Genomic DNA, 26,027 nt, shown 5'->3' with positions numbered 1-26,027 from the left:
GTAAAGTATGCCGACAACGATAGAAATAAATAAGGAATTTAAAGTGGGCAAAATCAGTCCGCGATTGTTTGGTTCTTTTATCGAACAGATGGGCAGCGTGGTTTATACAGGGATTTACGAGCCAGAACATCCGGATGCCGATGAACATGGTTTTCGTTTAGATGTGTTAAATAAAATTAAAGCATTAAATTTAGGGATTATCCGTTATCCTGGTGGAAATTTCACTTCAGGTTATGACTGGACAGATACGATTGGACCGATAGAAAATCGAAAAACAAAACTGGAGCTTGCGTGGCGTGGGATTGAACCAAATACTTTTGGATTGAACGAATTTTTTGATTGGCTCAAATTAGTTGGCTCTGAACCTATGATGACGGTCAACCTTGGAACAAAAGGGATCGATGATGCACGTAATCTTGTTGAATATTGCAATTTTCCTGAAGGAACTTACTGGAGTGATTTGCGAAAATCTCATGGGATTAAGAAACCACACGATGTTAAAGTGTGGTGTTTAGGGAATGAGCTGGATGGACCTTGGCAAATAGGTAGAAAAACAGCGTATGAATACGGACGTTTAGCAAATGAAGCATCAAAAGCGATGAAATTGGTTGATGACACGATCGAAACAGTTCTAGTCGGAAGTTCCACTCCCAAATTGGATTCTTACCCTGAATGGGATCGCGTTAGTTTAGAACAAGCATATGAAACAGTTGATTATTTGGCATTGCATAATTATATCGATCGTTGTCAAGATGAGGATTTAAGCAAAAAGGCGCCGCGCGAGCCAGACGATACACCAACTTACTTAGCTCGTTCCATTGAATTTGATAAGCAGATCGAGGCGGTGATTGCCACATGTGATTACGTAAAAGCATTAGTCCGCAGTGACAAAACAATGTATTTGGCTTTTGATGAATGGAATGTTCACAACTTTCCAGAAAAAGAACATCGCAACTTTGAATTAGGTAGTCCAATTGATTGGTGTCACTTTTCGATGGAAGACACGTTGTTATTTGCTTCAATGGGTTTATCGATTTTAAGACGGGCTGATCGTATCAAAATTACTTGTCAGTCTTTGTTAGTGAATACGATTCCCTTGATATTGACGGATGCCATGGGACAATCGTGGTGTAATCCAACGTATTTTGTTATGAAAGATTTGAGTAATCTAGCGAAAGGGACTGTCTTACAAAGTGTTTCATCAGGGACTCTTTATCATACCGATATCTATCAAGAGGTGCCATATATCGATTCAGTGGTTGTGGATTCAGAAACAGAATTGATTTGTTTTATCGTCAATCGTTCCGCGGAGGAAGAAAAGATTGTTGTAAACACAACGATTGATTTCTCAGGAGAAATTAGTCACTCAGAATTATCTAGTAAAAATTTAGAAGATACAAATACAAGAGAAAATCCAACTAATGTTCAACCAAAAGAGGTAAAAGGGCGCGTCAGTCTTACGAACAATCAAATCAACATCACTGCCGCACCTTATTCTTGGAATGTGATAAGAGTTGGAAAATAAGGGAGTCAATGTCTATGTCAGGGGAAAATCCGCAAAAAATTTATACAAACCCAATTGTTTTAGAAAGAGCTGATCCTTGGGTCTATAAACATAGTGATGGTTATTATTATTTTACTGGTTCAGTGCCAGGTTATAAATCGGTTGAACTTCGTCGGGCTAGATCGTTAAATGATTTAGAAAATGGAGAACGAATAACAGTTTGGAAGGCGCCAGAAACAGGACCAATGAGTTGTTTGATCTGGGCACCTGAAATCCACTTTGTACGAGGGAAATGGTATATCTATTTTGCCGCAAGTGACAACGAGGAAATTCGCAATGAAAACCATCATCACCGCATGTTTGTCATTGAAAATGCTGAGGAAGATCCTATGAATACAAATTGGGTAGAAAAAGGGCAAATCAAGACCCAATTTGAAAGTTTTAGCTTGGATGGTACGATGTTTGAACATCAAGCACGTCTTTATTACGTATGGGCGCAGCAAGATCCGGTCATTCCGGGTAATTCTAATTTATACATTTCAGAGATGGAAAATCCTTGGACTCTAAAAGGGAAACAAACGCTATTATCAGTGCCCGAATATCCTTGGGAAAAAATTGGATTTTCTGTGAACGAGGGCGCCGCAGCAATCATCAGAAACGGTAAAGTGTTTATCACGTATTCAGGTAGTGCGACAGACGAAAATTATGCTATGGGTTTATTATGGGCAGATGAAAAGAGTGATTTACTGAATGGATTCTCTTGGAATAAAACGGTTGAACCTGTTTTTAAAAGTTCTCCCGAAAATCAACAATTTGGTCCAGGACATAATTCATTTACAGTCAGTGAAGATGGCAAACGTGATGTAATCGTTTATCATGCTAGACCAGAACCAAACAAGGTAGGTGATCCTTTAAACAATCCAAATCGTCATGCAAGAGCACAAATTTTCGAATGGGATGAGAAGGGATTTCCAGTTTTTGGAGAACCAGTTCGTTGAATCAGAGATAAAACAATTAGTATTGGAGGGCTAACTGTGGATGATAAAAACAATAGCATCAAGGCAGATATTGTAAATGGTCGTACCTCGTTAGGCATTGAATTTGGTTCGACGCGCATCAAAGCTGTATTGATTGGCTCAGATTATACCCCGATTGCTTCAGGCAGTCATGAATGGGAAAATCGTTTAGAAGATGGAAATTGGACATATGCGCTTAACGATATTTGGCAAGGACTAAAAGACAGTTATCAAACTATGGCAAAAGAAGTCACAGAAAAATATGGTGAAGTACTTACAACTATTGGTTCAATCGGCTTTAGCGGTATGATGCATGGCTATTTAGCATTTGATAAAAATGGAGAGTTACTCGTTCCTTTTCGGACATGGAGAAACGCTTCAACTGAACAAGCTGAAAAAGAACTGACCGCATTATTTGAGCATAATATTCCTCAAAGATGGAGCATTGCACACTTATATCAAGCTATTTTGAATGATGAAAAACATGTACAGGAGATTGATTATATTACAACCCTTTCTGGCTATATTCATTGGCAATTAACTGGTAAAAAAGTCATAGGAATCGGAGATGCTTCTGGCATGTTCCCAATTGATGCCGCCACAAAAAACTATGATGTTGGCATGGTAAGACAATTTGACGATTTGATTCGTGAACAAAGATATCCATGGACATTAACTCAGATCTTACCTGAAATCCGCATAGCGGGTGAAAAAGCTGGTCAATTAACTGAAAGCGGAGCAAAACTGTTAGACATAAGCGGAACTCTTCAAAGTGGAATTCCGATGTGCCCGCCAGAAGGAGATGCTGGAACTGGAATGGTTGCAACGAATAGTGTGGCAGAGCATACAGGAAATATCTCAGCTGGAACCTCTGTGTTTGCTATGATTGTTTTAGACAAACCGTTGAAAAAAGTTTACCCGAAAATTGATATTGTCACAACACCATCTGGTAGTTTAGTGGCGATGGTTCATGCGAATAACTGCTCGTCAGAGATCAATGCTTGGGTACAACTATTTAAAGAATTTGCTGAAATGATCGGTGTACCCATCCAAACAACAGAATTATTTGAAACCTTATTTTTAAAAACACTCGAAGGGGACAAAGATTGTGGTGGTTTGCTTTCTTACGGGTATTATTCAGGCGAAAATATTACGGGAATCAAAGCGGGGCGCCCTTTGTTTGTTCGCACACCTGAGAGTAAGTTTAATTTGGCTAATTTTATGCAAGTTCATTTATACTCGGCTTTTGGCGCATTAAAGATCGGTATGGATATTCTATTAAAAGAGGAAGCGGTACGGATCGATAGTGTTGTCGGACATGGCGGTTTGTTCAAAACGAAAGAAGTTTGTCAAAAAGTTGTGGCATCAGTGATGGACTCGCCAGTTTCTGTGATGGAAAATGCTGGAGAAGGCGGTGCTTGGGGGATTGCTTTATTAGCCGCTTTTATGCGCGAAAAGACAGCGGAATTGACTTTAGCGAATTACCTTACTCAAACGATATTCATTAACGCTGAAAAAAACACTGTGGGTCCAAATCAAGAAGAAAAAGCTGGCTTTGAGCTTTTTATTGATTGTTATAAAAAAGGACTGCCAATCGAGCAAGCAGCCGTTGACTACCTGCAGTAGAAAGAGAGGAATCAATGATGTTAGAACAGCTGAAAGAAGAAGTTTTTCAAGCAAATCTTGAATTGCCTAAACAAGGACTGATCAAATATACCTGGGGAAATGTCAGTGCGATCGATCGTGATAAAGGACTTTTTGTGATTAAACCTAGTGGCGTTGATTATGAAACATTGACTGCTGAAGACATGGTCGTTTGTGATTTAAATGGACAAGTAATTGAAGGAAAACTAAACCCATCTTCAGATACACCTACGCATGCGGTGTTATACCAAAAATTTCCTAAGGTTGGAGGAATTGTGCATACCCATTCAACTTGGGCGACGATTTGGGCTCAAGCTGGATTAGATGTACCAGCGATGGGCACAACTCATGCGGATACTTTTTATGGATCAATTCCTTGTGCACGTTTTTTAAATCAGGCTGAAATCAATCAAGGATATGAAACAGAAACAGGTAATGTGATCATAGAAACATTTGAAAGGCGAAACATCGATCCTATGGAAGTTCCAGGTATTTTACTTCATGGTCATGGTCCTTTCACGTGGGGGAAGGATGCAAAAAGTGCAGTAATGAATGCGGTTGTTTTGGACGAAGTGTGTAAAATGAACTTATTTGCTAGAGAGCTCAATCATTTTGCTGAAACCTTACCGCAACGTATTTTAGATAAACATTATTTACGCAAGCACGGGACCGATGCTTATTATGGTCAAAAATAAAAGAATTCTTTGAAGGAGCGAAACAAATATGTTAAAGACAGGTAAAAAAGAATTTTGGTTTATCGTAGGTTCGCAACATTTATACGGAGAAGAAACATTATTAGAAGTAAAAAAGCATGCACAGGAAATTGCAACTGGATTAAATGAAAGTGGAAAATTACCATATCCAATCGTTTTGAAAGATGAATTAGCAGTTTCAGCGGATGTCATTACAAGGATTATGAAAGAAGCAAACTACAATGATGAAGTTGCTGGCGTAATTACATGGATGCATACATTTTCTCCTGCAAAAATGTGGATCAGAGGCACGCAATTACTACAAAAACCGTTGTTGCATTTAGCCACGCAATATAACGAAAGTATCCCATGGAGCACGATTGATATGGATTTTATGAATTTAAATCAAGCAGCTCATGGGGATCGGGAATATGGGTTTATCAATGCTCGTTTAAAGATCAATAATGAAATAGTCGTTGGGTATTGGCAGCATGAATCTGTTCAAAAACAAATTTCTGAGTGGATGGATGTAGCAGCTGCTTATGCGGAAAGTTTTGCTATCAAAGTTGCTCGTTTTGGTGATAATATGCGGAACGTTGCTGTGACAGAAGGGGATAAAGTTGAAGCGCAAATCAAGTTTGGCTGGGTGGTTGATTATTATGGTATCGGCGATTTGGTTGCCGTAATCGATCAAGTAACAGATGCCGAAATCGATGCATTGTTTGCCGAATATAAAAAATTGTATGATTTTGAACTTGGAGAATATGCAGAAGAAGTTTGGACTAAACATGTTAAAGAACAAGCTCGGATCGAAATCGGATTGCGCCGTTTCTTAGAAGAGGGCAACTATTCAGCTTTTACAAGTAATTTTGAGGACTTATATGGTATGAAACAATTGCCAGGCTTAGCTGTTCAGCGTTTAATGGCGGAAGGCTATGGTTTTGCAGGTGAAGGAGATTGGAAAACAGCTGCGATCGATCGTATGATGAAAATTATGGCTCACAATGAAAATACTGGTTTTATGGAAGATTATACGTATGAACTAACACCAGGAAAAGAAGCGATTTTGCAATCTCATATGATGGAAGTGGATCCGACACTAGCAGTCAATAAGCCAAAAATCGTGGTTTCGCCATTGAGTATGGGCAATCGTGAAGATCCAGCTCGTCTAGTTTTTGACGGCAAAGCCGGGTCAGGAGTGGTTGTTTCTATGGCCGATTTTGGCACGAATTATCGTTTATTGATCAATGAAGTGGATGCATTTGAACCAACTGAACCAGCACCTCATTTACCTGTTGCCAGAATTCTTTGGAAAGTAAAACCTGATTTTAAATCAGGCGTTCATTCTTGGATCCAAAGCGGTGGGGGGCATCATACCGTTGTTTCCTTAAACCTTTCTTCCAAGCAAATCGTAGCTTGGGCGAAAATGGTTGATTTGGATTTTGTACTGATTAAATAGTTTTAAGCAAAAAGTAAGCCAAACAATTATGATGGACTTCTCATCATAATTGTTTGGCTTTTGTTTATTTTAAGCGTTCATCATGCATTAACTGAATTTGCACCCCAAAAGGATCCTCTACAATCCCGTAAGCACCACTGAAAACATTTTGATTCAACGGTACAATGATTTTGACACGATCATCTGATGTTAGATTGGAATAAAAAGTTTCAATTTCGACTAAATCAGCACTTTGAATACACAAAGAAAAGTTATTACCTATTTTAAATGATTGGGTTGGATCCATTGAATCTTCTGCAATCATTAGTTTCGTTTGACCAATTTGTAAAACTGAATGGGAAATGAATTGTTTATTTTCTTCTGTCACTAGGAAACTGTCATCTCTTTTGGCCATGTCTTCATAGGTCACAACGAGTAGCTCTTTAGCTCCTAAATGTTTTTTATAAAACGCCAAAGCCTCTTCAGCACGTCCATTCATGGATAAAAATACTGCAATTTCTAAAGTCATATGAATTCCTCATTTCTTTTATTTTCTTTCCACCTTTAGTATACTGATCAAAGGTGTCAAAACATGATACTTTTTAGGAGGAGTTATGAAAAAAGCAGAACGCATCAATGATATGATTCTTTTTTTAGCCAATAAAAATAGTTTTAATTTAAAAGAATTGATCGATCGATATAACATTTCAAAAAGTACAGCGCTGAGAGATATACAGTCACTTGAAGAAATTGGTCTACCGATTTACTCTGAACTTGGAAGATATGGTAAATATCAACTGTTGGATACTCGGATAGTGGCTCCAGGTTTATTTACAGAAGGTGAGATTTATGCTCTTTATTTTGCTTTGTTAACGTTAAAAGGTTATCGCTCTACACCATTCAACATGGAAAGCAGTACACTTGAATTAAAATATAGTCAGGTTCTGCCAGAGAAGTTACAGCAAAAACTTTTATTAATGCGTAAAATCATTACACTTGAGCAAGTCAATCACAGCAATGTCAGTCAGTATTTAAAAGAAATCGTTGAAGGAATCCTTCATGAAAAGATCTTTAACATTCGGTATGCAAAAAAGCAAGAAAAAGTGTCCATCAAGGCTCAATTTATTCAGCTTTCTTCTAAGTTTGGCCAATGGTATGCTAGAATTTGGACGATTGAAACCCAACAAATTCGTGTCATTCGTTGCGATAAAATTGAGTCACTAGAAGAAGAAAACCGTCAAGATTCACTACCACTTGAAATGCTATTAGAAAAAGCTGAAACGTTTTATCAAAAGGAACAACTAACGTCATTTTCAATCAAAGTTGATGAAAAGGGCAAAGATATTTTTTCTAAGGAAAACTACCCTTCAATGTCAATCCAAGTATCTGAAGAAAATTATTTGATTAGCGGGTACTACCATATAACCGAGGAAGAATTTATTACGAATTACTTGCTTCGGTTTGGAAAATCAATTATACAAATAGAGCCGACTCAATTAAAAGCAAGTCTGTCAAAAAAAGCGGCATCCTTTGCTGATTACTGGGGTCAGTTATAGCATTTTGTAAAAGTGACAAATAACATAAAAGGTGTTAAAATGAATTTAACTTACAAAAAGTAAGCGTTTTGGATGGATCATTTTTCGTCCTAAAAACAATAGAAAAGGGAGGAAAAAAATGCATTATCTATTTGAAAAAGGTGCGCCCAACGGCAAAAAATTACTATTACTTCATGGTACTGGAGGAGACGAAACATCATTGCTCGACATTGCTCGTTTCTTGGATGAAGAGGCTACGTTACTTTCATTTCGCGGAACAATTCAAGAATCAGGGATGAATCGCTTTTTTAAGCGAAACGGGTTGAATCAATTTGACCTAGTTAGTCTAGAAGAAGAAAGTGACCGCCTGATCCAATCTATCACATCAGTTAGTGAAGAAAAAGGTATACCTTTAGAAGAATGGGTTATTGTTGGTTATTCGAACGGTGCTAATATTGCGGCACACATGTTGTTGGAACGTACGACCGCTATCAAGTATGCTATTTTGTTTCACCCAATGTCTTTAGGTGTCGATACCCAAGATTTTCCACTTGCTGATAAGGAGCTGTGGTTGTCTGTGAGTGAAAATGACCCTATTGTTTCAAAGGAAGCTTCAAATCAGCTGGTTCAACAATTAAAAAATCGCCAAGCAGCAGTTACAATTACGAAGACAAATTCAGGTCATCAAATAACTATGGACGAAATCAATCAAGCAAAACAATGGTTGAGTGGGCGCTAAATAATTCGTTGATAAAAAACAAAGCGAATCGTTTGTAGCAAGTTTAAAATGATGCTATCCTAGTTATGTAATATAAATTAACTAGGAGGGATTTTCACATGGCAGATTTAAATGGACGCGTAAATGATGCAAAAGACAAAGTTGAAGGAACAGCTAAAGAAGTTCAAGGTAAAGTAACAGATGATAAAGGTAAAGAACTTGAAGGTAAAGCGCAATCAGCTTTTGGCGATGTAAAAGACAAAGCTCGTGATGCCGGTGATGATATCAAAGATGGCGCTGAAAAATTAGGCGATAAAATCAAAGAAGGTTTTGAAGATATCAAAGAAAAATTCCATAAACATGACGATAAATAAAATATGAAAACAGCAGATGCGTAAAAAACGCACCTGCTGTTTTTTTAATGTTTCAACAGCTCTTTCAAAACAGGCATATCATGAACTTCATATTTTTCTTTAAAGGCATTGATTTCGTCTGCACTAAATTTTTCAGGATCTAAAACCAGTTCCTCAACAGGCAATGGTCGAGTATTTCTAATTTTCACATCGATCACAACAGGGCGCTCACTAAGTTTAGCGGCTTCAAAAGCTGGCTCTAATTGGCTGTATTCTGTAATAGTAAATCCTTGGGCGCCAAGCGCTTCACTAGCTTTACCGAAATCGGCTCCTTCTAAATGGACCCCAAATTTCTTTTGCTCACTATCTTCTTGTTCTGCTTCAATAAAACCAAAAGAGTCATTTGAAAACACAACATTGATAATAGGTAGCTTATATTTTACTTGGGTAATGATATCCTGCATGACCATGGCAAATGCCCCATCGCCACTTAAGGTGAATACTTGACGATAAGGATAACTAAGTTGGGCAGCGATTCCGCCTGGAACACCATTGCCCATCGTAGCAAACCAACCAGAAGTTGTAAATTTCTGGTTGCCGTTCATGTCTAAAAGACGAATGGCATGAACTGTCGTATTCCCAACATCTGTTACAAAAATTGCTTCCTTATCTGCTATTCTACGAATTTCTTTGAAGACAGGTTCTACGCGCAGTGGTTTATCCGCTTTATCATCGAAGCTTCTTAACCATGCGATCCAGTTTTCTTTATTTTTTTGATTCGCTTTTAACCATCTATCGACCGGACGATATTCTCCCAATTCAACCAGACGTTTTAAGGCTTCTTTGGCATCCCCTAAGATTGCGACATCTGTTTTGTGTCGGCGACCTAATTTTGTTGAATCAATATCAATTTGAATAAATTTAGCATCAGGATTAAAAAAATAAGCTGCAAAAGGAAAATCGCTACCAACAAATATGATCAAATCAGTTTCTGCTAAAGCTTCATTGGCCGGTTTTGTTGCGACGCGAGCGGCAAAACCAAGGAAATTTTCATAAGCGTCAGGAACAATTCCTTTTCCTAAGACAGCTGAAATAATAGGCATTGAAAAGTGCTCTGAGAATGCTCTGATTTCAGACCAAGCATTGCGCGTGCCTTGCCCAATATAAAGAGTGGGTTTTTCGGCTGTTTCGATTAGAGGAATCGCTTTTTTAAGATCATTGTAATTCGGCATGATTACCCCTTTTCGATGATTCTTCGCGGTTGAAAACTCTTTTGCAGGAATCTCTTTTGTTCCGAAATCGACTGGAATCGTTACGACTGCAACACCTTTGTTTTTATAAGCTGCTTTGATTGCTTCATCCACGACATGGGGGAGACTTTCGGGCGTCATAACTGTTCGGTTGTAGACACTGACATCAGCGAACATTGGGTTTTCGTTTAATTCTTGGAAGGAGTTGTAGTTCATCGAATTTGTAGCAACTTGACCTAAGAGAGCCAAGACAGGAACATGATCCATTTGAGCATCATACAATCCATTGATCAAATGAGTAGCACCAGGGCCGGCCGAGCCGAAAGCTACCCCAATTTTTCCAGTCAATTTAGCATCTGCGGCTGCAGCTAAAGCACCTACCTCTTCATGACGAACTTGAATGTAATTGATGTTTTCTCTTTCTTTGTATAAGGCATCCATGGTGGAGTTGAAAGATCCGCCGGGAATTCCATAAATATGGTCGATATCCCAACTTTCCAATACTTTGATCATTGCGACAGCGGCATTGATTGTTTCCGTCATTTACCTCACTCCATTTCTATAATTACTTCTACATTGAGTATACTCTTTCTAAATATTTGTACCAACTGAAAGCATTTTTGACTTTAGGCGTGGTCATAAAATCATCAGTATGATAAAGTTAAGTCATGAAAAGTATTTTGGAAAGATGGGGTGTTTGCAATTACTAATTGGTTGTTATCGTTAGAAGCTTGGCAGCAAGCATTAGTAGGGACGGGTTTCACTTATTTTATGACAGCTTTGGGGGCTGGATTAGTTTTCTTTTTCAAGGAAATAAAAAAGGATGTTCTAAATATGATGCTTGGTTTTGCATCAGGTGTGATGATTGCCGCAAGTTTTTGGTCTTTGCTAGATCCAGCAATCAAACAGGCAGAAGAAAATGGGAGTATTGCTTGGCTTGTCGTTAGTTTTGGTTTTGGCCTAGGTGGGTTATTTTTGTATGTTGCGGATAAAACCTTGCCTCACATGCATTTTGGACCAAATCATGAAAAAGAAGGCTTGCCAAGTCACTTAAAACGGACGATTTTATTAGTTTTTTCTATTACCTTACATAATATTCCAGAAGGTTTAGCAGTAGGAGTCGCGTTTGGCGCAGCAAATTCAGCAGATGATCCGCAAAAAGCGGTATTAGCAGCAATTTCTGTAGCGTTAGGGATAGGGATACAGAATTTTCCAGAAGGTGCTGCAGTGTCGATTCCACTTAGACAAGAAAATTTAAGCCGCAAAAAAGCCTTTCTTTATGGGCAAGCTTCAGGAATTGTCGAACCAATTGCTGGGATCATTGGAGCAGTCTTAGTGACCAAAGTTACAATGCTATTGCCGTATGCTTTGGCTTTTGCTGCAGGTGCGATGATTTATGTGGTTGTCGAAGAATTGATTCCAGAAGCACAGCAAACAGTGACGAGTAAACGACATTTTGCCGTTTTCGGCGTGATGCTTGGTTTTATTATTATGATGATTTTGGATGTTGCTTTAGGATAAATAAAAAAGGACCAAGTCTGAATACCCAGACTTGGTTTCTTTTTATTATAAAACTCGCTCAAAAGGATCTAAACTGATTCCTTTTTCTAAGACGATCTTCGCATATTCTTGCGCAGAAAATAAAGAATGATCTTTATAATTTCCACATTCTTTAGCAGAAACAGCAGGAACAAAATCAGTTTCAGCAATAAAGTTCAAGACTTTCACTAAAGCATCTCGGATTTCTTTTGGAGAATGTTCATTCCACATGATCATGTAAAAGCCAGTACGGCAACCCATAGGAGAAATATCGATGATTCCTTCCAAATGATCGCGTAAGTTCACTGCTAATAAATGTTCTAATGTATGAACTGCAGCTGTTGGTAATTCATCTTCATTTGGTTGTAAGAAACGAAGATCATATTTTTCGATCAATGCTTCACCATTTTTTTCAGTACCCGCTAAACGAATATAAGGGGCTTTAACTGTATTGTGGTCTAATTCAAAACTTTCAACGCGTGCCATATTATTCACTCCTTCAGATTAAGTAAATGTCGCTTTTAACTATAACAAAATACATTGGAAAGTCAATAGATTGCGTTGTAACAGTAACTCTTTTATGAATTTTGTTTTGCAAAAATCTTTGCTAATTTTTTCAATAACTCTGGCGCATCCTCTTGATCCATCACCACTTCGATCCATTGTAATCGTTCAGTATCTTTTCTAGCAGACGTCATCGCATCATTTAATTCAACTTCTGTAGTGACTTTGTAAGTTGCAACAGTTTGGCTCGTTCCGCCAAAAACTAGTGGTAGTTTTTGATAATCCCACATAGGAATATCATTGTATTGCTCTGTAGCTCCATGAATTTCCCGTTCAACAGTATAACCGTTATTGTTGATGACAAAAACAATCGGCGTAAGTTTTTCTCTGATAGCAGTTCCTAATTCTTGAACAGTCAGTTGCAATGAACCATCTCCTATAAACAACAGATGACGGCTGCCTTTATTCGCGATTTGGCTACCCAAAGTAGAAGGGAAAGTATAACCGATCGATCCCCATAAGGGCTGGCCGATAAAATGCATGTCTTTTTTTAGTGGAACATTCGTCAGTCCGAAGAAAGAGGTTCCTTGTTCGCCAACGATAGTATCTCCTGGTAACAGAAAAGCTTCCACCATTTCCCAGAAACGTTTTTGGATTAGTTTTTCATCTTTTATTTCTGTGTTTGACCTACGTTTTACGGGAGTTATTTCACCTGTAAATCTAGAAAAAGTGAGAGTTGACAGTGCAGAAACAAAACGATCCAGCTGAATTGTTTCATATTTTTTTCCATAAAATTTAACCTCTGTGGATCCAATAGAGATCATTTGTTTGTCTGTAAAGCCAAAACTAAAGCCAGATGTTGCTGAATCTGTCAATTTTGCTCCTAAAAGTAAAACTAAATCAGCATTATCAACACGGCTTTTCATCGGTTCTTCAGTTGGTGAGCCTGTGTATGTCCCTAGATAATGTGAATCTTCTTCATTAAAAGCGCCTTTTCCTAATGGTAAAGTAGTGATTGGCAAATTAAATTTTTGGATGAACTCGTTTAATTCGTGTTCTATATGATAACTTAAGATTTCATGTCCAGCAATGATAACTGGGCTTTCAGCTTGTTGTAATGCTTGTTCAACTTTAGTTAAAATAGTCGCTTCAACATCTGTTAAATTTTCTGTCGTTTGTCTTAAAGGTTTATTGGGTTTGGTTATTTCTATTTCAGCGATGTCGATTGGTAAGTTAATATAAACTGGACGTTTTTCAGTCATGGCAACATTCAGTACACGGTCAATTTCAGATGTGGCATTTCCAGCCGTCAAATGAGCAATTGCTGCGGTTACTTCTTCATGCATTTTTTCAAAGCGGAGGAAATCACCATCGCCTAACGTATGATGAACCAGTTTTTTATTTTTTTGAATAGTTGTTGTTGGTGAACCGATAATTTCAATAACAGGGACATTTTCCGCATAGCTGCCTGCTAAGCCATTGACCGCACTTAATTCTCCTACGCCAAATGTTGTTACAAAAGCAGAAATTCCTTTAGTACGCGCATAACCGTCAGCCATATAAGCAGCGTTCAACTCATTCGCATTACCGACCCATTCAAGGTCTTCTCTAGCTGTGATATGGTCTAAAAATTGTAAATTATAATCTCCAGGAACGCCGAATACTTCATCAATTCCTAATTCTTTTAAACGATCTAGTAAATAATCTGATATGGTGTACATTGAACATCCTCCTAAATTAAAAGCGTTGCGGGCTCGTCCAGCTCTGACAGGAAAAGATAAAACATTTCCCGTCAAAGACAATACAAGTATGAAGCCAACAAAAATAAGTTGCAGAGCAAGTATAAAACTGCAAAAAAAAATAGTCGACTATGATGCTCGAATCATAAGAACGCTATTAAAAATCAATTTGAAATGTTATGATTCTAAATTTTCTTTTTCTTTTTTGACAAAATTAAAGCAAAATCATTTTACTTCCTATGTAGTAAAAGGCAATATTATGGTAAAATAGTAAAAGCAACTTTCTTCAGGAATTTGAGAGGAGATCAATAAGTATGAAAAAAAAATATAATGTTGCCGTGGTAGGCGCAACCGGTGCGGTTGGCACTAAAATGATTGAAATGTTGGAAGAAACATCATTACCAATGAATCAGGTAAAACTTTTAGCTTCAAAACGTTCTGCGGGAAAAGAAGTAACGTTTAAGGGGCAAACCCTTGTAGTTGAAGAGTTAGTACCTGAGTCATTTACAGGTATAGATATCGCTTTATTCAGCGCTGGTGGAAATATTTCAAAACAATACGCCCCAGAAGCAGTTAAACGCGGAGCAGTTGTTGTCGATAATACAAGTCATTTCAGAATGGATCCAGAAGTCCCTTTAGTGGTGCCAGAAGTCAATCCAGAAGCACTGAAACGCCATAAAGGAATCATTGCCAATCCAAATTGTTCGACGATCCAAATGATGGTGGCACTTGAGCCAATCAGACAAGCTTATGGTTTGGACCGTTTGATTGTTTCTACTTATCAAGCTGTCAGCGGAGCAGGGATCAATGCGATGGAAGAACTGAAAACACAAGCGTTGGCGTATATCAATGGTACACCTGCAGACAAATTAGAAGCCAATATTTTGCCATCTGGTGGTGACAAAAAACACTATCCAATCGCGTTCAACGCATTACCTCAGATTGACGTCTTTGCGGAGGCTGATTATACGTATGAAGAATGGAAAATGATTAATGAGACAAAGAAAATCATGGAAGATGACAGTATCAAAGTCGTTGCGACGTGTGTCCGTATTCCTGTATTATCTGGTCACTCTGAATCGATTTACATTGAGGTTAAAGAAGAGGGCTCTGACGTTAGTAAGATTAAAGACTTGATTGCAAAAGCTCCAGGAGCTATTTTACAAGATGATCCAAGTCAGCAAATTTATCCGCAAGCTTTAGCGAGTATTGATCGCAAAGAAACGTTTGTAGGAAGAATTCGTCAAGATATCGATATTGACAAGGGATACCATATGTGGGTCGTTTCTGATAATTTATTAAAAGGTGCTGCATGGAATTCCGTTCAAATTGCAGAAACACTACATGAGATGGATTTGGTGAGGGTTTAAATAGTATCTAGACTTTTTTTCGGTCGAGGCTGAATGAACCCATTTCGCTTTTGATTTGAAACGCAGTGATGAAGTGAACTGATGTTGAAAAGTATAAGGTATAGCGGAGTGGAATGTTGTCACCATGTGTTATCTAGCTTCGCGGGCTAGTCTCTCGGAAAAAAGATAAAATATGCCTGTGACAAAAAGCGTCACAAGCATATTTTCCTATTTTTCAGTCGAGACTGGACGAGCCCGCTACGCTTTTAAATTAGGAGGTAGTAAGTATGAATTTAGAAAATGCAACGATAATTACAGCAATGGTCACACCTTTTGATGAAAGTGGCGCAATCGATTTTGATAAGCTGCCTCAGTTAGTTGAACATTTGCTTGATCATCATACAGAAGGAATTATTTTAGCTGGAACAACAGGGGAATCACCAACGTTGACACATGATGAAGAAATCGATTTGTTTAATGAAGTGATCCGCTTAGTTGATAGAAGAGTGCCAATCATTTGCGGTGTGGGAACCAATGATACACGTGATTCAGTCGAGTTTGTAAAAGAACTTTCAGCTATTCGAGGAATCGATGCAGGTTTGGCAGTCGTGCCTTATTATAATAAACCGAATCAAGAAGGATTGTATCAACATTTTAAAGCAATTGCTGAGGCGAGTGATTTGCCGATTATTTTATATAATGTTCCGGGAAGAACAGTGGCAAGCCTTGATGTAGCAACAACTTTACGCTTAGCTGAATTGGAAAATATCATTGCGATCAAAGAATGTTTTGGTTTAGATGCGTTGACCGAGTTAGTAGAGAAGGCGCCAAAAGACTTTTTAGTGTATACTGGAGAAGACTCCTTAGCTTTTTCAATAAAAGCGATAGGCGGACAAGGGGTAATTTCAGTTGCCAGCCATGTGTTTGGTACTGAAATGTACGAAATGTTCCAAGCACTGGATAATGGAGAAATCAAAAAAGCTGCTGGCATTCAACGTCAGTTGTTACCGAAGATGAATGCATTATTCTCAGTACCCTCTCCGGCTCCAGTAAAAGCTGTGTTGAATCAAATGGGCATTTCCGTTGGTGATTTGCGTTTACCTCTTGTATCATGTACATCTGAAGAAAAAGCGAAAATTTTAAGCATACTGGATCTTTGATTCGGTATGAGAATATAGAGAGGTGAAATGAGTGAGTACAATAAAAATCGTTCCCTTAGGCGGCGTTCGTGAAAATGGTAAAAATATGTACATCGCAGAAGTGGAAGATGAAATTTTTGTACTGGATTGTGGATTAAAATATCCAGAAAATGAGCTATTAGGAATTGATGTGGTGATCCCCGATTTTACGTATTTGGTGGAAAATATCGACCGTGTTGCAGGAATTTTCTTAACACATGGTCATGCCGATGCAATCGGAGCATTACCATACCTTTTATCTAAAGTTCATGTACCAGTATTCGGTACTGAATTAACAATCGAGTTAGCAAAATTAAACGTAGGAGATCATGCAGATTCAAAAGATTTTAATGATTTCCATGTGGTCGATGCTCATACAGAAATCGATTTTGCACATGCTACAATTAGTTTTTTCCGTACCACACATACGATTCCAGATTCTATCGGAATCAATTTGAAAACCAAAGAAGGCAATATCGTTTACACAGGAGATTTCAAGTTTGACCAAAGTGCGATCCCGATGTATCAAACAGATTTTGGTCGTTTAGCTGAAATTGGTAACGAAGGAGTCTTAGCATTATTGAGTGATTCTTCTAATGCAGAAAATCCTACTCAGGTTGTTTCTGAGCTGCAGATTGCTGATGAAGTCTTCGATACGATCCGTTACTGGGAAGGCCGAATCATTGTGGCTTGCGTCGCAAGTAACTTACAACGCGTACAACAAATTTTAGATGCAGCACATCGATCTGACCGAAAAGTTGTTTTAACTGGTCAAGATTTCCAAAGAATCATCAATACAGCTATCAAACTAGACAAACTAAAATTACCTAGTGAAGATTTGATCGTTAGTGTGAAAGATATGAAAAAATATCAAGCAGATCAATTAGTGATTTTAGAAACAGGAACAATGGGTGAGCCAATCAAGTCATTACAAAAAATGGCCAATGGGACACATCGTGTCATCAAAATCAAAGAAGGCGACTTGGTGTATATCACAACAACGCCAACTACTGCGATGGAGACAGCCGTAGCCAAGACAGAAGATATCGTATACCGCGCTGGCGGTTTAGTAAAACAAATCTCTGATAATATGCGTGTTTCTGGTCATGCTACTCCAAACGATTTACAGTTGATGTTAAACTTAATGAAACCAAAACACTTTATTCCAATTCAAGGTGAGTATCGTCAATTAGCAGCACATGCTGATTTAGCACATGAATTGGGTATTCCTTACAAAAATATTTTCATTACTGGTCGAGGAGATATCCTTGAATACAATAAACAGAAAATGAACGTTGCTGGTAGTACGACGGCTGATAATATTATGATCGATGGAATTGGTGTTGGCGATATCGGAAATATCGTGCTTCGCGATCGTAGAATTTTATCTGAAGATGGTATTTTCGTAGCGGTTGTGACAATCAATCGTCGTGAAAAACGGATCGTTTCGCCTGCTAAAATCACATCAAGAGGTTTTGTTTATGTCAAAACAAGCAAAGACTTGATGAAAGAAAGCAGCAATATCGTAACTGAGATCGTTGAAAAACATCTTGAAAGTAGCGATTTTGAGTGGAGCAAATTAAAACAAGATATTCGTGAACAGTTGAGTCGTTACTTGTTTGAACAAACAAAACGCCGTCCAGTGATTCTTCCTGTTATTATGGAAGCAACACAACGCAAAGGGCGCAAAGCAGCGAATTAATAAATAAAATCACTCAGTCAGTTGTTTAATGACTGAGTGATTTTCTGTTTAAACGATGAAGGGACTATTTTTTACAGATAATGTTTTTTTCGCTACAATAAAGAAGTGATATTATCTAGTTTCATGGGCTAGCTTATCAGAGAAAAGATAAAATCAAAATGTGGCAAAAGGCACTACTTTCTGATTTTTCCTGTTTTTCTACGAGTCTAGACGAGCTCATGACACTTTTAATTTAAGGAGGGAAGAAAATGGAAAAGAAACAAGAAACACGCTGGATCAAATTTCTAGGTGGTAAAAATCTATTATTCACGCTAGTTGCTTTATTGTTGCTAGGAGCTGTGATTTTTCTTTTTCATCAAGTAGGCTTTATTTTTGGACCAATCGGCGTTGTTTTTAAAACAATTATCGGACCAACAATTTTAGCATTGATTTTATATTATTTATTCAATCCAGTTGTCAATTGGTTAGAAAAACACAAAGTGAAACGGGTCTATGGCGTTTCAGCAATTTTTATTGTGTTGGTTGCATTGATTGTTGTCGGCATTATTTTAGTTGTTCCGATTTTGCAAAAACAAGTAGACGGCTTGATCCAAAGTTTTCCGCAGTATATGGAGGATTTAAACAAAATGGTCACTGATTTATTCCATAATTCTGCCTTGGAGAAACCTTTAGCAAATGCTTTAGATGGCATTCAACGATGGTTTGATAATGTCTCAGATGGAATTGGCAGTTATTTTAGCAAAGCTGTGGAAGGAGCTTCTACGGTTTTCTCTACCTTAACTGGTTTTGCGTTGGTGATGGTAACGGCTCCGATCATTACTTTTTTCCTATTAAAAGACGATCAGAAGTTCTTTTCGTTTGTTTTAAAGATTATACCCCCGCGTTTTAGAAGTGATGCTAAAGAAATCGGTGCAACAATGAGCAGTCAAGTAGGTGCGTATTTAAAAGGACAAATTTTAGTCTCAATTGCGATCGGTATTTTGACGTTTATCGGTTTTTGGCTGGTCAAAGTACCTTATTCTGGAACTTTATCGATCATTGTTGGGATCACAGCGGTTATTCCATACATTGGACCTGTGATTGCCTTTGTTCCAGCTGCAATCGTGGCATTGATGGTGTCATTTGGCATGTTTATTAAAATGAGCTTAGTTTGGATGCTAGTCCAAATGTTAAATGGTCATTTGATAGCACCACAAGTGATGGGTAAACGACTCGTTGTGCATCCACTGACAATCGTGATCGTATTATTGGTAATGGGTGACTTATTAGGTATGTTCGGATTGATCTTCGGAATTCCGATTTATGCGATTGCTAAAGTCTTAGTTACCTATATTTTCCGTAAATTTAAACAGCGCTACAACCAATTTTATGGAGATAGTGGTGAGTATGAAGATACTGAATTTTCTAAAGAAGAATATTTAGATGAATAAATAAAGAAACGATTAAACCTAAGGGCCTAGTAGATTATTTGCAGGCAGACCGTGGTTCAATCGTTCTTTTTTATATAATTTCTGCAAGTATAAATCTTATCCAGCGCAAAAAAGAAATTCATATCTTTTGTAATACTTTTTTTTAGGCGTTACAATTTAATTAACAGCAAAACAATTAGTCTCAAAGGAGGGAAGTATATGAAACGATTGCTGAAAATTATTTTTGCATTAATCATACTCCTATTGTTTGTCGGAACATTGGGCTTACTTAGTCAGTTGATCGACATTCCTCGGTTATCTTACGAAGTAGATGGGCTTCTTTACAGTTATCCTTGGTTATTCACGTTCTTTGAATGGCTGTTACTTATTCTTGGAGGTCTTTTATTTCTCAGCTTGATTGTTGTACTTTCAGTTTCCGGGCGTAGAAAACGTCTGATCGTAAAAGCTGGCAAGAATCGGATAGAGATTCCTAAAAGTACGGTTGAACAAATTGTGAAAGAGGCTTACAGCACAATTATTCATCCGGATAAAACGAAAATGACCATTAAAATCAAAGGGAAAGAAAAAGTGGCGGTTAAATTAAGAGTCGATGTTCGAAGTAAAGATCGCTTTCAACCTTTAGGAGAAGAGATAAAAGAAACAATACAAAGCGCATTAAATACGGCCCTGGAATCAATTGATAGCCGTGTAACAGTTCAATTAAGAGAAAAAGAACCAACAGAATCCACTACCTTTGGTAAAAAACAATCACGAGTGGTATAGGAGGGAGACGCCATGGATCAAGAGAAGAAAGAACGCTGGATTAAACAGCTTAAACCTTATCGCTTTAGAATTATTTGGACCACCCTATTTTTCCTATTAGCGCTCCTTCTATTACTGATCGGTTTTGGCAAAACATTGGTCTTACTGATTTTTGCAGTAGTAGGATATGTTATCGGAAAAATGCGAGATGAAGATTTGGATATTTATTCCTTGATAGAGTCAATTCGATCTATGATAGGAATTTAAAATTATTTTGAAGGAGTGAATGCAAGTGGCAGAAGCAGTAGAAAACAACACAGGTGGATTAAAAGCGAAATTAACATTCAGTGATGTCGTAATCAAAAAAATCGTAGGTGTGGTTATTTCAGATGTCGATGGAATTTTAGGGCTGAGTGGCAACCTTTTCACAGATTTCGCAGACCGTTTTAGAGACAATGGAGACGTTACTAAAGGCGTGGGAGTAGAAGTTGGCACAAAACAAGTGGCTGTTGATGTATCAGTGATTTGCAAATACGATGTCAATATTTCAAATGTTTTTGATCAAACCGTTGAAAAAGTAAAAGAAGCAATTGCTTATATGACCGGTTTAGAGCTAGTTGAATTTAATATGAGCGTAGATGATGTTATGACGAAAGAACAATATTTAGAAAAATATCGTGGGAAAGATAGCGATGACAATAAGGGCAACAGCTAATAGGTAGTAGATATATTTTTCATTCTATTTAGACAACAACAAAAATAATGGGAAGCAGAACGAAGACCGTTTTGTTTCTCATTATTTTTGTTGTTATAGAAAGTTAATTTTTATCGAGGGGCACATGTTCCACCTGCAGTAAAAACGTTTTGATACTAAGCCCATCATGCTCAGAACTACCTAAGTAACCTGTCAATTTTCCATTTTTGCCAATCACTCGATGACAGGGGACAATAATTGGGATGGGATTTTTACTATTTGCCTGACCAATTGCTCGAACAGCTTTGGGTGAATCAACTGTTTGGGCAATATCTAAATAACTGCGAGTTTCACCAAAAGGAATTTGAGAAAGCGCGTGCCAGACTTTTCTTTGAAATTCAGTACCGCTGTGAATGGATAAAGGGACAGTAAAATGTGTACGTTTACCAGCAAAATATTCTGTGAGTTCTTTGGCAGCGAGTTCTGTAAAATGATTCGTTTTATGATGAGCGATCTCGAAAAAAGAAAGAGCACTTAGACCTTCATCATCAGCATCCAACCAAATCGAGCCGAACGGAACGTTAATTTTCATTTTTTTCTCCTTTGTTTGTGTGGTTACTTTATTATACTCTATCGAGAAGTATGGTACTATACTTTTATAAACTGAAATCGGGGGCGATACAATGGAAGAAATCGTCATCTTTCATACAAATGATCTACATTCACATTTAGAAAATTGGCCCAAGATCAGAAGATATTTGATAGGTCAAAAAGAAGAATATAAGAAATTAGGTAAAACAGTTTTGGCCGTCGACTTAGGAGATTTTGTTGATCGTTGGCATCCATTGACTGAAGCAACCGATGGTCAAGCGAATATTGAGCTGATGAATGAGATTGGCTATGATGCAGCAACAATTGGAAATAATGAAGGTGTTGGAAATTCTAAAGAGCAGTTGAATCATTTATATGATCATCGGAATTTTGATGTTTTATTAGGAAATTTATTTGATCTAGAAAATGGACAAGCACCTGATTGGGTAAGAGCATATAAAATTATCGAAACAACAGAAAAAACAAAAATTGGTTTGATTGCGCTAACTGCACCTTTTCCTTTGACTTATAATCCAAATGGTTGGGATATTCGTTCAACGAAAGAGATGCTGCCGCAATTGATCAGAGAAATCCAGCCGCAATGTGACATTTTAGTCTTAATGAGCCATTTGGGTATCGATGAAGATATTAAAATCGCCAATGAATTTCCAGAAATCAATGTATTGCTAGGTTCCCACACCCATCATTTATTTAAACATGGTGAAAAAATCAACGGCACACAGCTTTCAGCTGCTGGGAAATTTGGCTATTATATTGGGGAAGTTCATCTAACAATCGATAATGGCAAAATTGTTCGTAGTGAAGCCAAAGCAGTATCAACAGCGGAACTGCCTACATTATCTACAGATCAAAGTGAAATAGAGGACTATACGGGAGTAGGTCATCAGTTATTAAAAGCAAAAAAAATCGCAGCAATTCCCCATTCTTTATTGGTTGATTTAAATGCTGAACATCCCTTGATCGTAACCACTTTAAAAGCTTTGAAAGAAAAAGGGCAGACGGATGTTGCGATTTTAAACAATGGCTTATTTTTATCAGACATACCAAAAGGAATCGTTGATGCAGATCAACTGCATGAAACACTGCCTCATCCAATGCATTTGATTCGTGTGACTTTGTCTGGTGCTGAACTGATTCGAATGGTCAAAGAAATGGAAAAAAACCGACATTACTTGCGTAAGTTTCCAATTACAGGCATGGGCTTTCGCGGTAAAGTATTTGGTGAACTATATTATGATGGACTAAAGTATGATAAACAGAAAAGACAAGTCCTATGGCAAAATCAGCCGATTGATTTAGAACGGAAGTATACGTTTACCACTGTTGACCATTTCATGTTTATTCCTTTTTTCCCAACAATCGAGCTTGCGGGAGAAGTTGACTTTATCTTTCCGGAATTTATCCGAACCGTTTTAGCTAACTACTTGAACGAGCACTACCCAATCCTATAAAAACAAGGTATAATAAAATCTAGGCGGTGAAAAAATGACAGAAAAAGTAAAAAAACCATACAAATCAACTAAACCAGTTAAACATAAAGAAGAACCAGCAGCGACCTTAACAGATGAAATCACAGCTGTCCTTGAAGAGATAAAAGAAGAACCTGTCAAAGAAAAGAAAAAAGGCGAAATCGTAACACTCATTGATGATGTTCACGTAACGATCGGTGCTCGCGAGTATCTTTTAGTAAAAAATCATCGGGAAGCCTTTGATGCAGAAAGATTAGGAGAACGTTTTAGTGATGTTCTTTCAAGATATGATTATATTGTTGGTGATTGGGGCTACGATCAACTTCGTTTGAAAGGTTTTTTCAATGAATCCAATCGTAAAGCAGCTCCTGAACAGAGAATCGATACACTAGAAGATTATTTATATGAATATTGCAATTTTGGCTGTGCTTATTTTGTGATCGAACGAGTTGGTGGGAAACGTGAAAAACAACAAACACGGCGCAAGAAACCAAATAAAAAACCAGTGAATCAAACGCAAGCACACACGGAAGAAAAACGTGTACCAGTGACTAATAAAACGAAACCAGTGATCAAGAACCGTAAAGAAAATGAACCGAAAAAAGCTGTCATTGGTAAGAAAGAGAACGATACGAATAAAGGTCGTTCATTTACTATTCGTCAACGTGAGGAGTAATCATTCGTGAAGAAGCAATATAATGGATATTTAATTGATTTAGACGGCACGATTTATTTAGGCAAAGAAGTCATTCCAGCAGGGAAACGATTTGTTGAACGCCTCCAAGAACTGAAATTGCCTTTTCTTTTTGTGACCAATAATACAACAAAAACACCTGAGGCAGTCGCTGATCGATTAGCACAGGAGTTTGATATTCAGGTATCAGCTAAGACTGTCTATACAGCAAGCCTTGCGACAATCGATTATATGAAAGAACAAGGTAAAGGAAACCGAGTTTATGTAATCGGAGAATCTGGTCTTGTTGATTTGATTTTATCTGCAGGTTTTGAATGGGATGAAGAAGAACCAGATTATGTTATTGTGGGGCTAGATACTAATATTAATTATGAAAAATTCGCTACGGCTGCTCTGTGCATACGAAATGGTGCAACTTTTATTGGCACCAATCCAGATAAGAGTATCCCGACAGAACGTGGTTTATTACCTGGAGCGGGTTCATTTATTTCTTTAATCCAAACCGCAACACAGACAGATCCAATCATGATCGGAAAACCAAATGCGATTATTATGAATGAAGCGCTAAAAGTCATGAAAATGAATAAAGAAGATGTTATTATGGTTGGCGATAACTATGAAACAGATATTCAGTCAGGACTTCAAAATGGAATCGATAGTTTACTTGTTTTGTCTGGATTTACGGCGAAATCAGCAGTTCCAAGTTTACCTGAACAACCCACCTATGTAGTGGATTCTTTGGATGAGTGGACTTTTTGATATGAAAGAAAAAGGTTGGATTTGGCGAGAGCGAGCTGGAATCGTATGTTTGATTTTGACGATCATTTCTTTAAGCATTGCGATCACTATCAATTTTCGTCTGTTATATGTTTTTGATATCGATTCATTAAAGATATTAGATTATGTAGATATGGACAAGCCAACATTACTAAAAAACTTTGATCAGTTGATGGCCTATTTAAATAATCCGTTTAATCATACATTGAAATTATCTGATTTTCCATCATCAAAAAGTGGAGCATTCCATTTTTACGAAGTAAAACGTCTTTTTTTACTCTGCTATGGTGTACTACTCGTGACAGTGATTCCAAGCGGCATCTTTGTTTTTCGTTTGATCAAGTCAAAACGAGTATGGCGTTTGATTCGTCCGTTTCAATGGGGAATGATCATTCCAGTATTTTTTGGTGTTTTAATGGCTATTGGATTCGATCAATTTTTTGTGGCATTCCATGGCGTATTTTTTAATAACGATGACTGGTTATTTGATCCGGCTACTGACCCGATCATCAATGTTTTACCAGAACAATATTTTATGCATAGTTTTATTTTGTTTTTTGTTTTGCTGGAACTGTTCTTCTTTATCGGAATCGTTTTAGGAAAAAGGGAATTAAAAAAATTATAGATAGAATTTTACATCTCTAGAATCAGACTCAATGAGTTGCTTCTGGAGTTTTTTTATTACACAGGTAGCTTCGTAAAAGGAAGTGATAACACCAATTTATTCATATCCATTAATTGTTGACATTTTAAACAGGTGCCTTTATAATATAAAACAGGTACCTGATTTATATTATATTTTATGGAGGAATCTATTATGGAAGAACAAACATTGATGGAACAGTTTCTAAGCTTACAAGCAATGATGCAAAGATATTTTATGAAACGTCGCAGAGAACATGGACCTTTCGGGAATCCGCATAGAGGGCAAGGGAGAGTTTTAAATCTGTTAAAACTTAAACCAGAAACAACGCAAAAAGAGCTGTCTTACTTGTTAGATATGCGTCCGCAATCTTTAGGTGAGCTCTTAGGTAAATTAGAGAAAAATGGTTATATAAGTCGTGAACCATTGGAAAGCGATCGTCGAGTGATGGTGATCCGTTTAACGGAAGCCGGAATGGCAGCTGCTGATAATAGTAAGCAAGAAGAAGAAACGATTTTTGATGTATTATCAGAATCTGAACAAGAATCATTCAAAATCATTATGAGTAAATTGCTCGAAGCACTAGAAGCAGAAATCCCTGAAGAAGAGCGTGACTTTAGAGGTCCTCATATGCGTGGCAGACACGGTCGTGGTTTTGGTGGAGGTCCTGGTAAAATGGAGCCAGGATTTGATCCTCGTGATATGTTTGGATCACCTGATTTTCCAAAAAGAGGAAAATTCGGTTTTGATTCGTTCAAACGAAATACAGAAGACGATGATGGGTTTAATGATTTTTAATAAATGTT

General features: G+C 37.6%; 26 protein-coding genes. 21 read left to right on the top strand and 5 right to left on the bottom strand.

What is annotated here, in order from left to right; all coding sequences use genetic code 11:
* The first annotated feature begins 7 nt into the window (after positions 1-7).
* Genes BCR21_RS11245 through araA form a run of 5 tightly spaced genes read left to right on the top strand, consistent with a single transcriptional unit; the run spans position 8 to position 6,315 of the window.
* Positions 8-1,525 (top strand): alpha-N-arabinofuranosidase, encoded by a 1,518-nt coding sequence (locus tag BCR21_RS11245; protein WP_069646558.1) that lies wholly within the window; start codon positions 8-10, stop codon positions 1,523-1,525.
* Positions 1,526-1,539: 14 nt separating this feature from the next.
* Positions 1,540-2,502 (top strand): glycoside hydrolase family 43 protein, encoded by a 963-nt coding sequence (locus BCR21_RS11240; protein WP_069646557.1) that lies wholly within the window; start codon positions 1,540-1,542, stop codon positions 2,500-2,502.
* Positions 2,503-2,538: 36 nt separating this feature from the next.
* Positions 2,539-4,146, top strand: coding sequence for a xylulokinase (locus BCR21_RS11235; protein WP_069646556.1), 1,608 nt, complete (start codon positions 2,539-2,541; stop codon positions 4,144-4,146).
* Between the two features lie 17 nt (positions 4,147-4,163).
* Entirely contained in the window at positions 4,164-4,859 is a 696-nt protein-coding gene (locus tag BCR21_RS11230; protein WP_069646555.1) for an L-ribulose-5-phosphate 4-epimerase, read from the top strand.
* Between the two features lie 28 nt (positions 4,860-4,887).
* Positions 4,888-6,315 carry an L-arabinose isomerase gene (gene araA / locus BCR21_RS11225; RefSeq protein WP_069646554.1) on the top strand — a complete coding sequence of 476 codons (1,428 nt, stop codon included), beginning with the start codon at positions 4,888-4,890 and terminating at the stop codon, positions 6,313-6,315.
* A 64-nt stretch (positions 6,316-6,379) separates the two neighbouring features.
* Here araA and BCR21_RS11220 read toward each other — a convergent pair whose 3' ends face one another.
* Positions 6,380-6,823, bottom strand: coding sequence for a VOC family protein (locus tag BCR21_RS11220; protein WP_069646553.1), 444 nt, complete (start codon positions 6,821-6,823; stop codon positions 6,380-6,382).
* An 85-nt stretch (positions 6,824-6,908) separates the two neighbouring features.
* Between BCR21_RS11220 and BCR21_RS11215 the strand changes: the two genes are divergently transcribed.
* The 3 genes from BCR21_RS11215 (at position 6,909) to BCR21_RS11205 (ending at position 8,921) form a co-directional block, all read left to right on the top strand.
* Positions 6,909-7,850 carry a helix-turn-helix transcriptional regulator gene (locus tag BCR21_RS11215; RefSeq protein ID WP_069646552.1) on the top strand — a complete coding sequence of 314 codons (942 nt, stop codon included), beginning with the start codon at positions 6,909-6,911 and terminating at the stop codon, positions 7,848-7,850.
* A 118-nt stretch (positions 7,851-7,968) separates the two neighbouring features.
* Positions 7,969-8,568, top strand: coding sequence for an alpha/beta hydrolase (locus BCR21_RS11210; protein ID WP_069646551.1), 600 nt, complete (start codon positions 7,969-7,971; stop codon positions 8,566-8,568).
* A gap of 98 nt (positions 8,569-8,666) precedes the next feature.
* Positions 8,667-8,921 carry a CsbD family protein gene (locus BCR21_RS11205; protein ID WP_010760943.1) on the top strand — a complete coding sequence of 85 codons (255 nt, stop codon included), beginning with the start codon at positions 8,667-8,669 and terminating at the stop codon, positions 8,919-8,921.
* A gap of 44 nt (positions 8,922-8,965) precedes the next feature.
* Here BCR21_RS11205 and spxB read toward each other — a convergent pair whose 3' ends face one another.
* The gene (gene spxB, locus BCR21_RS11200) at positions 8,966-10,693 is read right to left on the bottom strand and encodes a pyruvate oxidase (protein ID WP_069646550.1); all 1,728 of its coding nucleotides are present in this window, start codon (positions 10,691-10,693) and stop codon (positions 8,966-8,968) included.
* A 159-nt stretch (positions 10,694-10,852) separates the two neighbouring features.
* Between spxB and BCR21_RS11195 the strand changes: the two genes are divergently transcribed.
* On the top strand, positions 10,853-11,671 hold the full coding sequence (locus BCR21_RS11195) for a ZIP family metal transporter (protein WP_069646816.1): 819 nt from the start codon (positions 10,853-10,855) through the stop codon (positions 11,669-11,671).
* A 45-nt stretch (positions 11,672-11,716) separates the two neighbouring features.
* Here BCR21_RS11195 and BCR21_RS11190 read toward each other — a convergent pair whose 3' ends face one another.
* Together BCR21_RS11190 and BCR21_RS11185 are read right to left on the bottom strand one after the other, a co-directional pair.
* A complete protein-coding gene (locus tag BCR21_RS11190) occupies positions 11,717-12,175 on the bottom strand; it encodes an S-ribosylhomocysteine lyase (protein WP_069646549.1) in 459 nt (152 codons plus the stop codon).
* Between the two features lie 92 nt (positions 12,176-12,267).
* Positions 12,268-13,914 carry an alpha-keto acid decarboxylase family protein gene (locus BCR21_RS11185; RefSeq protein WP_069646548.1) on the bottom strand — a complete coding sequence of 549 codons (1,647 nt, stop codon included), beginning with the start codon at positions 13,912-13,914 and terminating at the stop codon, positions 12,268-12,270.
* Positions 13,915-14,246: 332 nt separating this feature from the next.
* Here BCR21_RS11185 and BCR21_RS11175 point away from each other — a divergent pair, with 332 nt between their 5' ends.
* The 7 genes from BCR21_RS11175 (at position 14,247) to BCR21_RS11145 (ending at position 21,047) form a co-directional block, all read left to right on the top strand.
* Entirely contained in the window at positions 14,247-15,302 is a 1,056-nt protein-coding gene (locus BCR21_RS11175; RefSeq protein ID WP_069646546.1) for an aspartate-semialdehyde dehydrogenase, read from the top strand.
* 266 nt (positions 15,303-15,568) lie between these two features.
* Positions 15,569-16,441, top strand: a complete 873-nt coding sequence (gene dapA, locus BCR21_RS11170; RefSeq protein ID WP_069646545.1) for a 4-hydroxy-tetrahydrodipicolinate synthase — start codon at positions 15,569-15,571, stop codon at positions 16,439-16,441.
* A 31-nt stretch (positions 16,442-16,472) separates the two neighbouring features.
* On the top strand, positions 16,473-18,161 hold the full coding sequence (locus BCR21_RS11165; RefSeq protein WP_069646544.1) for a ribonuclease J: 1,689 nt from the start codon (positions 16,473-16,475) through the stop codon (positions 18,159-18,161).
* A 248-nt stretch (positions 18,162-18,409) separates the two neighbouring features.
* Positions 18,410-19,591: an AI-2E family transporter gene (locus BCR21_RS11160; RefSeq protein WP_069646543.1), complete on the top strand. Its 1,182-nt coding sequence runs from the start codon at positions 18,410-18,412 to the stop codon at positions 19,589-19,591.
* A 198-nt stretch (positions 19,592-19,789) separates the two neighbouring features.
* Positions 19,790-20,353: an alkaline shock response membrane anchor protein AmaP gene (amaP, locus tag BCR21_RS11155; RefSeq protein WP_069646542.1), complete on the top strand. Its 564-nt coding sequence runs from the start codon at positions 19,790-19,792 to the stop codon at positions 20,351-20,353.
* A 12-nt stretch (positions 20,354-20,365) separates the two neighbouring features.
* Positions 20,366-20,599, top strand: a complete 234-nt coding sequence (locus tag BCR21_RS11150; protein WP_069646541.1) for a DUF2273 domain-containing protein — start codon at positions 20,366-20,368, stop codon at positions 20,597-20,599.
* Positions 20,600-20,624: 25 nt separating this feature from the next.
* Positions 20,625-21,047, top strand: coding sequence for an Asp23/Gls24 family envelope stress response protein (locus BCR21_RS11145; RefSeq protein WP_084013296.1), 423 nt, complete (start codon positions 20,625-20,627; stop codon positions 21,045-21,047).
* 103 nt (positions 21,048-21,150) lie between these two features.
* Here BCR21_RS11145 and BCR21_RS11140 read toward each other — a convergent pair whose 3' ends face one another.
* Positions 21,151-21,618 (bottom strand): methylated-DNA--[protein]-cysteine S-methyltransferase, encoded by a 468-nt coding sequence (locus tag BCR21_RS11140; RefSeq protein ID WP_069646539.1) that lies wholly within the window; start codon positions 21,616-21,618, stop codon positions 21,151-21,153.
* A 91-nt stretch (positions 21,619-21,709) separates the two neighbouring features.
* On the opposite strand from BCR21_RS11140, the gene BCR21_RS11135 reads away from it, so the two are divergent.
* From BCR21_RS11135 to BCR21_RS11115, 5 genes are all read left to right on the top strand, one after another.
* The gene (locus BCR21_RS11135; RefSeq protein WP_069646538.1) at positions 21,710-23,089 is read left to right on the top strand and encodes a bifunctional metallophosphatase/5'-nucleotidase; all 1,380 of its coding nucleotides are present in this window, start codon (positions 21,710-21,712) and stop codon (positions 23,087-23,089) included.
* A 34-nt stretch (positions 23,090-23,123) separates the two neighbouring features.
* A complete protein-coding gene (locus BCR21_RS11130; RefSeq protein WP_069646537.1) occupies positions 23,124-23,783 on the top strand; it encodes a YutD family protein in 660 nt (219 codons plus the stop codon).
* A gap of 6 nt (positions 23,784-23,789) precedes the next feature.
* Positions 23,790-24,560: a TIGR01457 family HAD-type hydrolase gene (locus BCR21_RS11125; RefSeq protein WP_069646536.1), complete on the top strand. Its 771-nt coding sequence runs from the start codon at positions 23,790-23,792 to the stop codon at positions 24,558-24,560.
* A 1-nt stretch (position 24,561) separates the two neighbouring features.
* A complete protein-coding gene (locus BCR21_RS11120; RefSeq protein ID WP_069646815.1) occupies positions 24,562-25,203 on the top strand; it encodes a TIGR01906 family membrane protein in 642 nt (213 codons plus the stop codon).
* 192 nt (positions 25,204-25,395) lie between these two features.
* Complete coding sequence (locus tag BCR21_RS11115) at positions 25,396-26,019, top strand: MarR family winged helix-turn-helix transcriptional regulator (protein ID WP_069646535.1); 624 nt, start codon at positions 25,396-25,398, stop codon at positions 26,017-26,019.
* Positions 26,020-26,027: the final 8 nt, after the last annotated feature.

The sequence above is a fragment of the Enterococcus ureasiticus genome (assembly GCF_001730285.1).
In the GTDB taxonomy this organism is placed as follows: domain Bacteria; phylum Bacillota; class Bacilli; order Lactobacillales; family Enterococcaceae; genus Enterococcus_L; species Enterococcus_L ureasiticus.
This window is presented reverse-complemented; position numbering and strand designations above follow the sequence as displayed.

Excerpts from the sequence above, each read along its gene's own strand:
- BCR21_RS11175 (WP_069646546.1), top strand. The coding sequence starts at position 14,247 with ATGAAAAAAAAATATAATGTTGCCGTGGTAGGCGCAACCGGTGCGGTT.
- BCR21_RS11220 (WP_069646553.1), bottom strand. The coding sequence starts at position 6,823 with ATGACTTTAGAAATTGCAGTATTTTTATCCATGAATGGACGTGCTGAA.
- amaP (WP_069646542.1), top strand. The coding sequence starts at position 19,790 with ATGAAACGATTGCTGAAAATTATTTTTGCATTAATCATACTCCTATTG.
- BCR21_RS11150 (WP_069646541.1), top strand. The coding sequence starts at position 20,366 with ATGGATCAAGAGAAGAAAGAACGCTGGATTAAACAGCTTAAACCTTAT.
- BCR21_RS11240 (WP_069646557.1), top strand. The coding sequence starts at position 1,540 with ATGTCAGGGGAAAATCCGCAAAAAATTTATACAAACCCAATTGTTTTA.
- BCR21_RS11190 (WP_069646549.1), bottom strand. The coding sequence starts at position 12,175 with ATGGCACGCGTTGAAAGTTTTGAATTAGACCACAATACAGTTAAAGCC.
- BCR21_RS11245 (WP_069646558.1), top strand. The coding sequence starts at position 8 with ATGCCGACAACGATAGAAATAAATAAGGAATTTAAAGTGGGCAAAATC.
- BCR21_RS11130 (WP_069646537.1), top strand. The coding sequence starts at position 23,124 with ATGACAGAAAAAGTAAAAAAACCATACAAATCAACTAAACCAGTTAAA.
- BCR21_RS11115 (WP_069646535.1), top strand. The coding sequence starts at position 25,396 with ATGGAAGAACAAACATTGATGGAACAGTTTCTAAGCTTACAAGCAATG.
- BCR21_RS11215 (WP_069646552.1), top strand. The coding sequence starts at position 6,909 with ATGAAAAAAGCAGAACGCATCAATGATATGATTCTTTTTTTAGCCAAT.
- BCR21_RS11205 (WP_010760943.1), top strand. The coding sequence starts at position 8,667 with ATGGCAGATTTAAATGGACGCGTAAATGATGCAAAAGACAAAGTTGAA.
- BCR21_RS11210 (WP_069646551.1), top strand. The coding sequence starts at position 7,969 with ATGCATTATCTATTTGAAAAAGGTGCGCCCAACGGCAAAAAATTACTA.
- BCR21_RS11230 (WP_069646555.1), top strand. The coding sequence starts at position 4,164 with ATGTTAGAACAGCTGAAAGAAGAAGTTTTTCAAGCAAATCTTGAATTG.
- BCR21_RS11135 (WP_069646538.1), top strand. The coding sequence starts at position 21,710 with ATGGAAGAAATCGTCATCTTTCATACAAATGATCTACATTCACATTTA.
- BCR21_RS11120 (WP_069646815.1), top strand. The coding sequence starts at position 24,562 with ATGAAAGAAAAAGGTTGGATTTGGCGAGAGCGAGCTGGAATCGTATGT.
- BCR21_RS11160 (WP_069646543.1), top strand. The coding sequence starts at position 18,410 with ATGGAAAAGAAACAAGAAACACGCTGGATCAAATTTCTAGGTGGTAAA.
- BCR21_RS11185 (WP_069646548.1), bottom strand. The coding sequence starts at position 13,914 with ATGTACACCATATCAGATTATTTACTAGATCGTTTAAAAGAATTAGGA.
- spxB (WP_069646550.1), bottom strand. The coding sequence starts at position 10,693 with ATGACGGAAACAATCAATGCCGCTGTCGCAATGATCAAAGTATTGGAA.
- dapA (WP_069646545.1), top strand. The coding sequence starts at position 15,569 with ATGAATTTAGAAAATGCAACGATAATTACAGCAATGGTCACACCTTTT.
- araA (WP_069646554.1), top strand. The coding sequence starts at position 4,888 with ATGTTAAAGACAGGTAAAAAAGAATTTTGGTTTATCGTAGGTTCGCAA.
- BCR21_RS11140 (WP_069646539.1), bottom strand. The coding sequence starts at position 21,618 with ATGAAAATTAACGTTCCGTTCGGCTCGATTTGGTTGGATGCTGATGAT.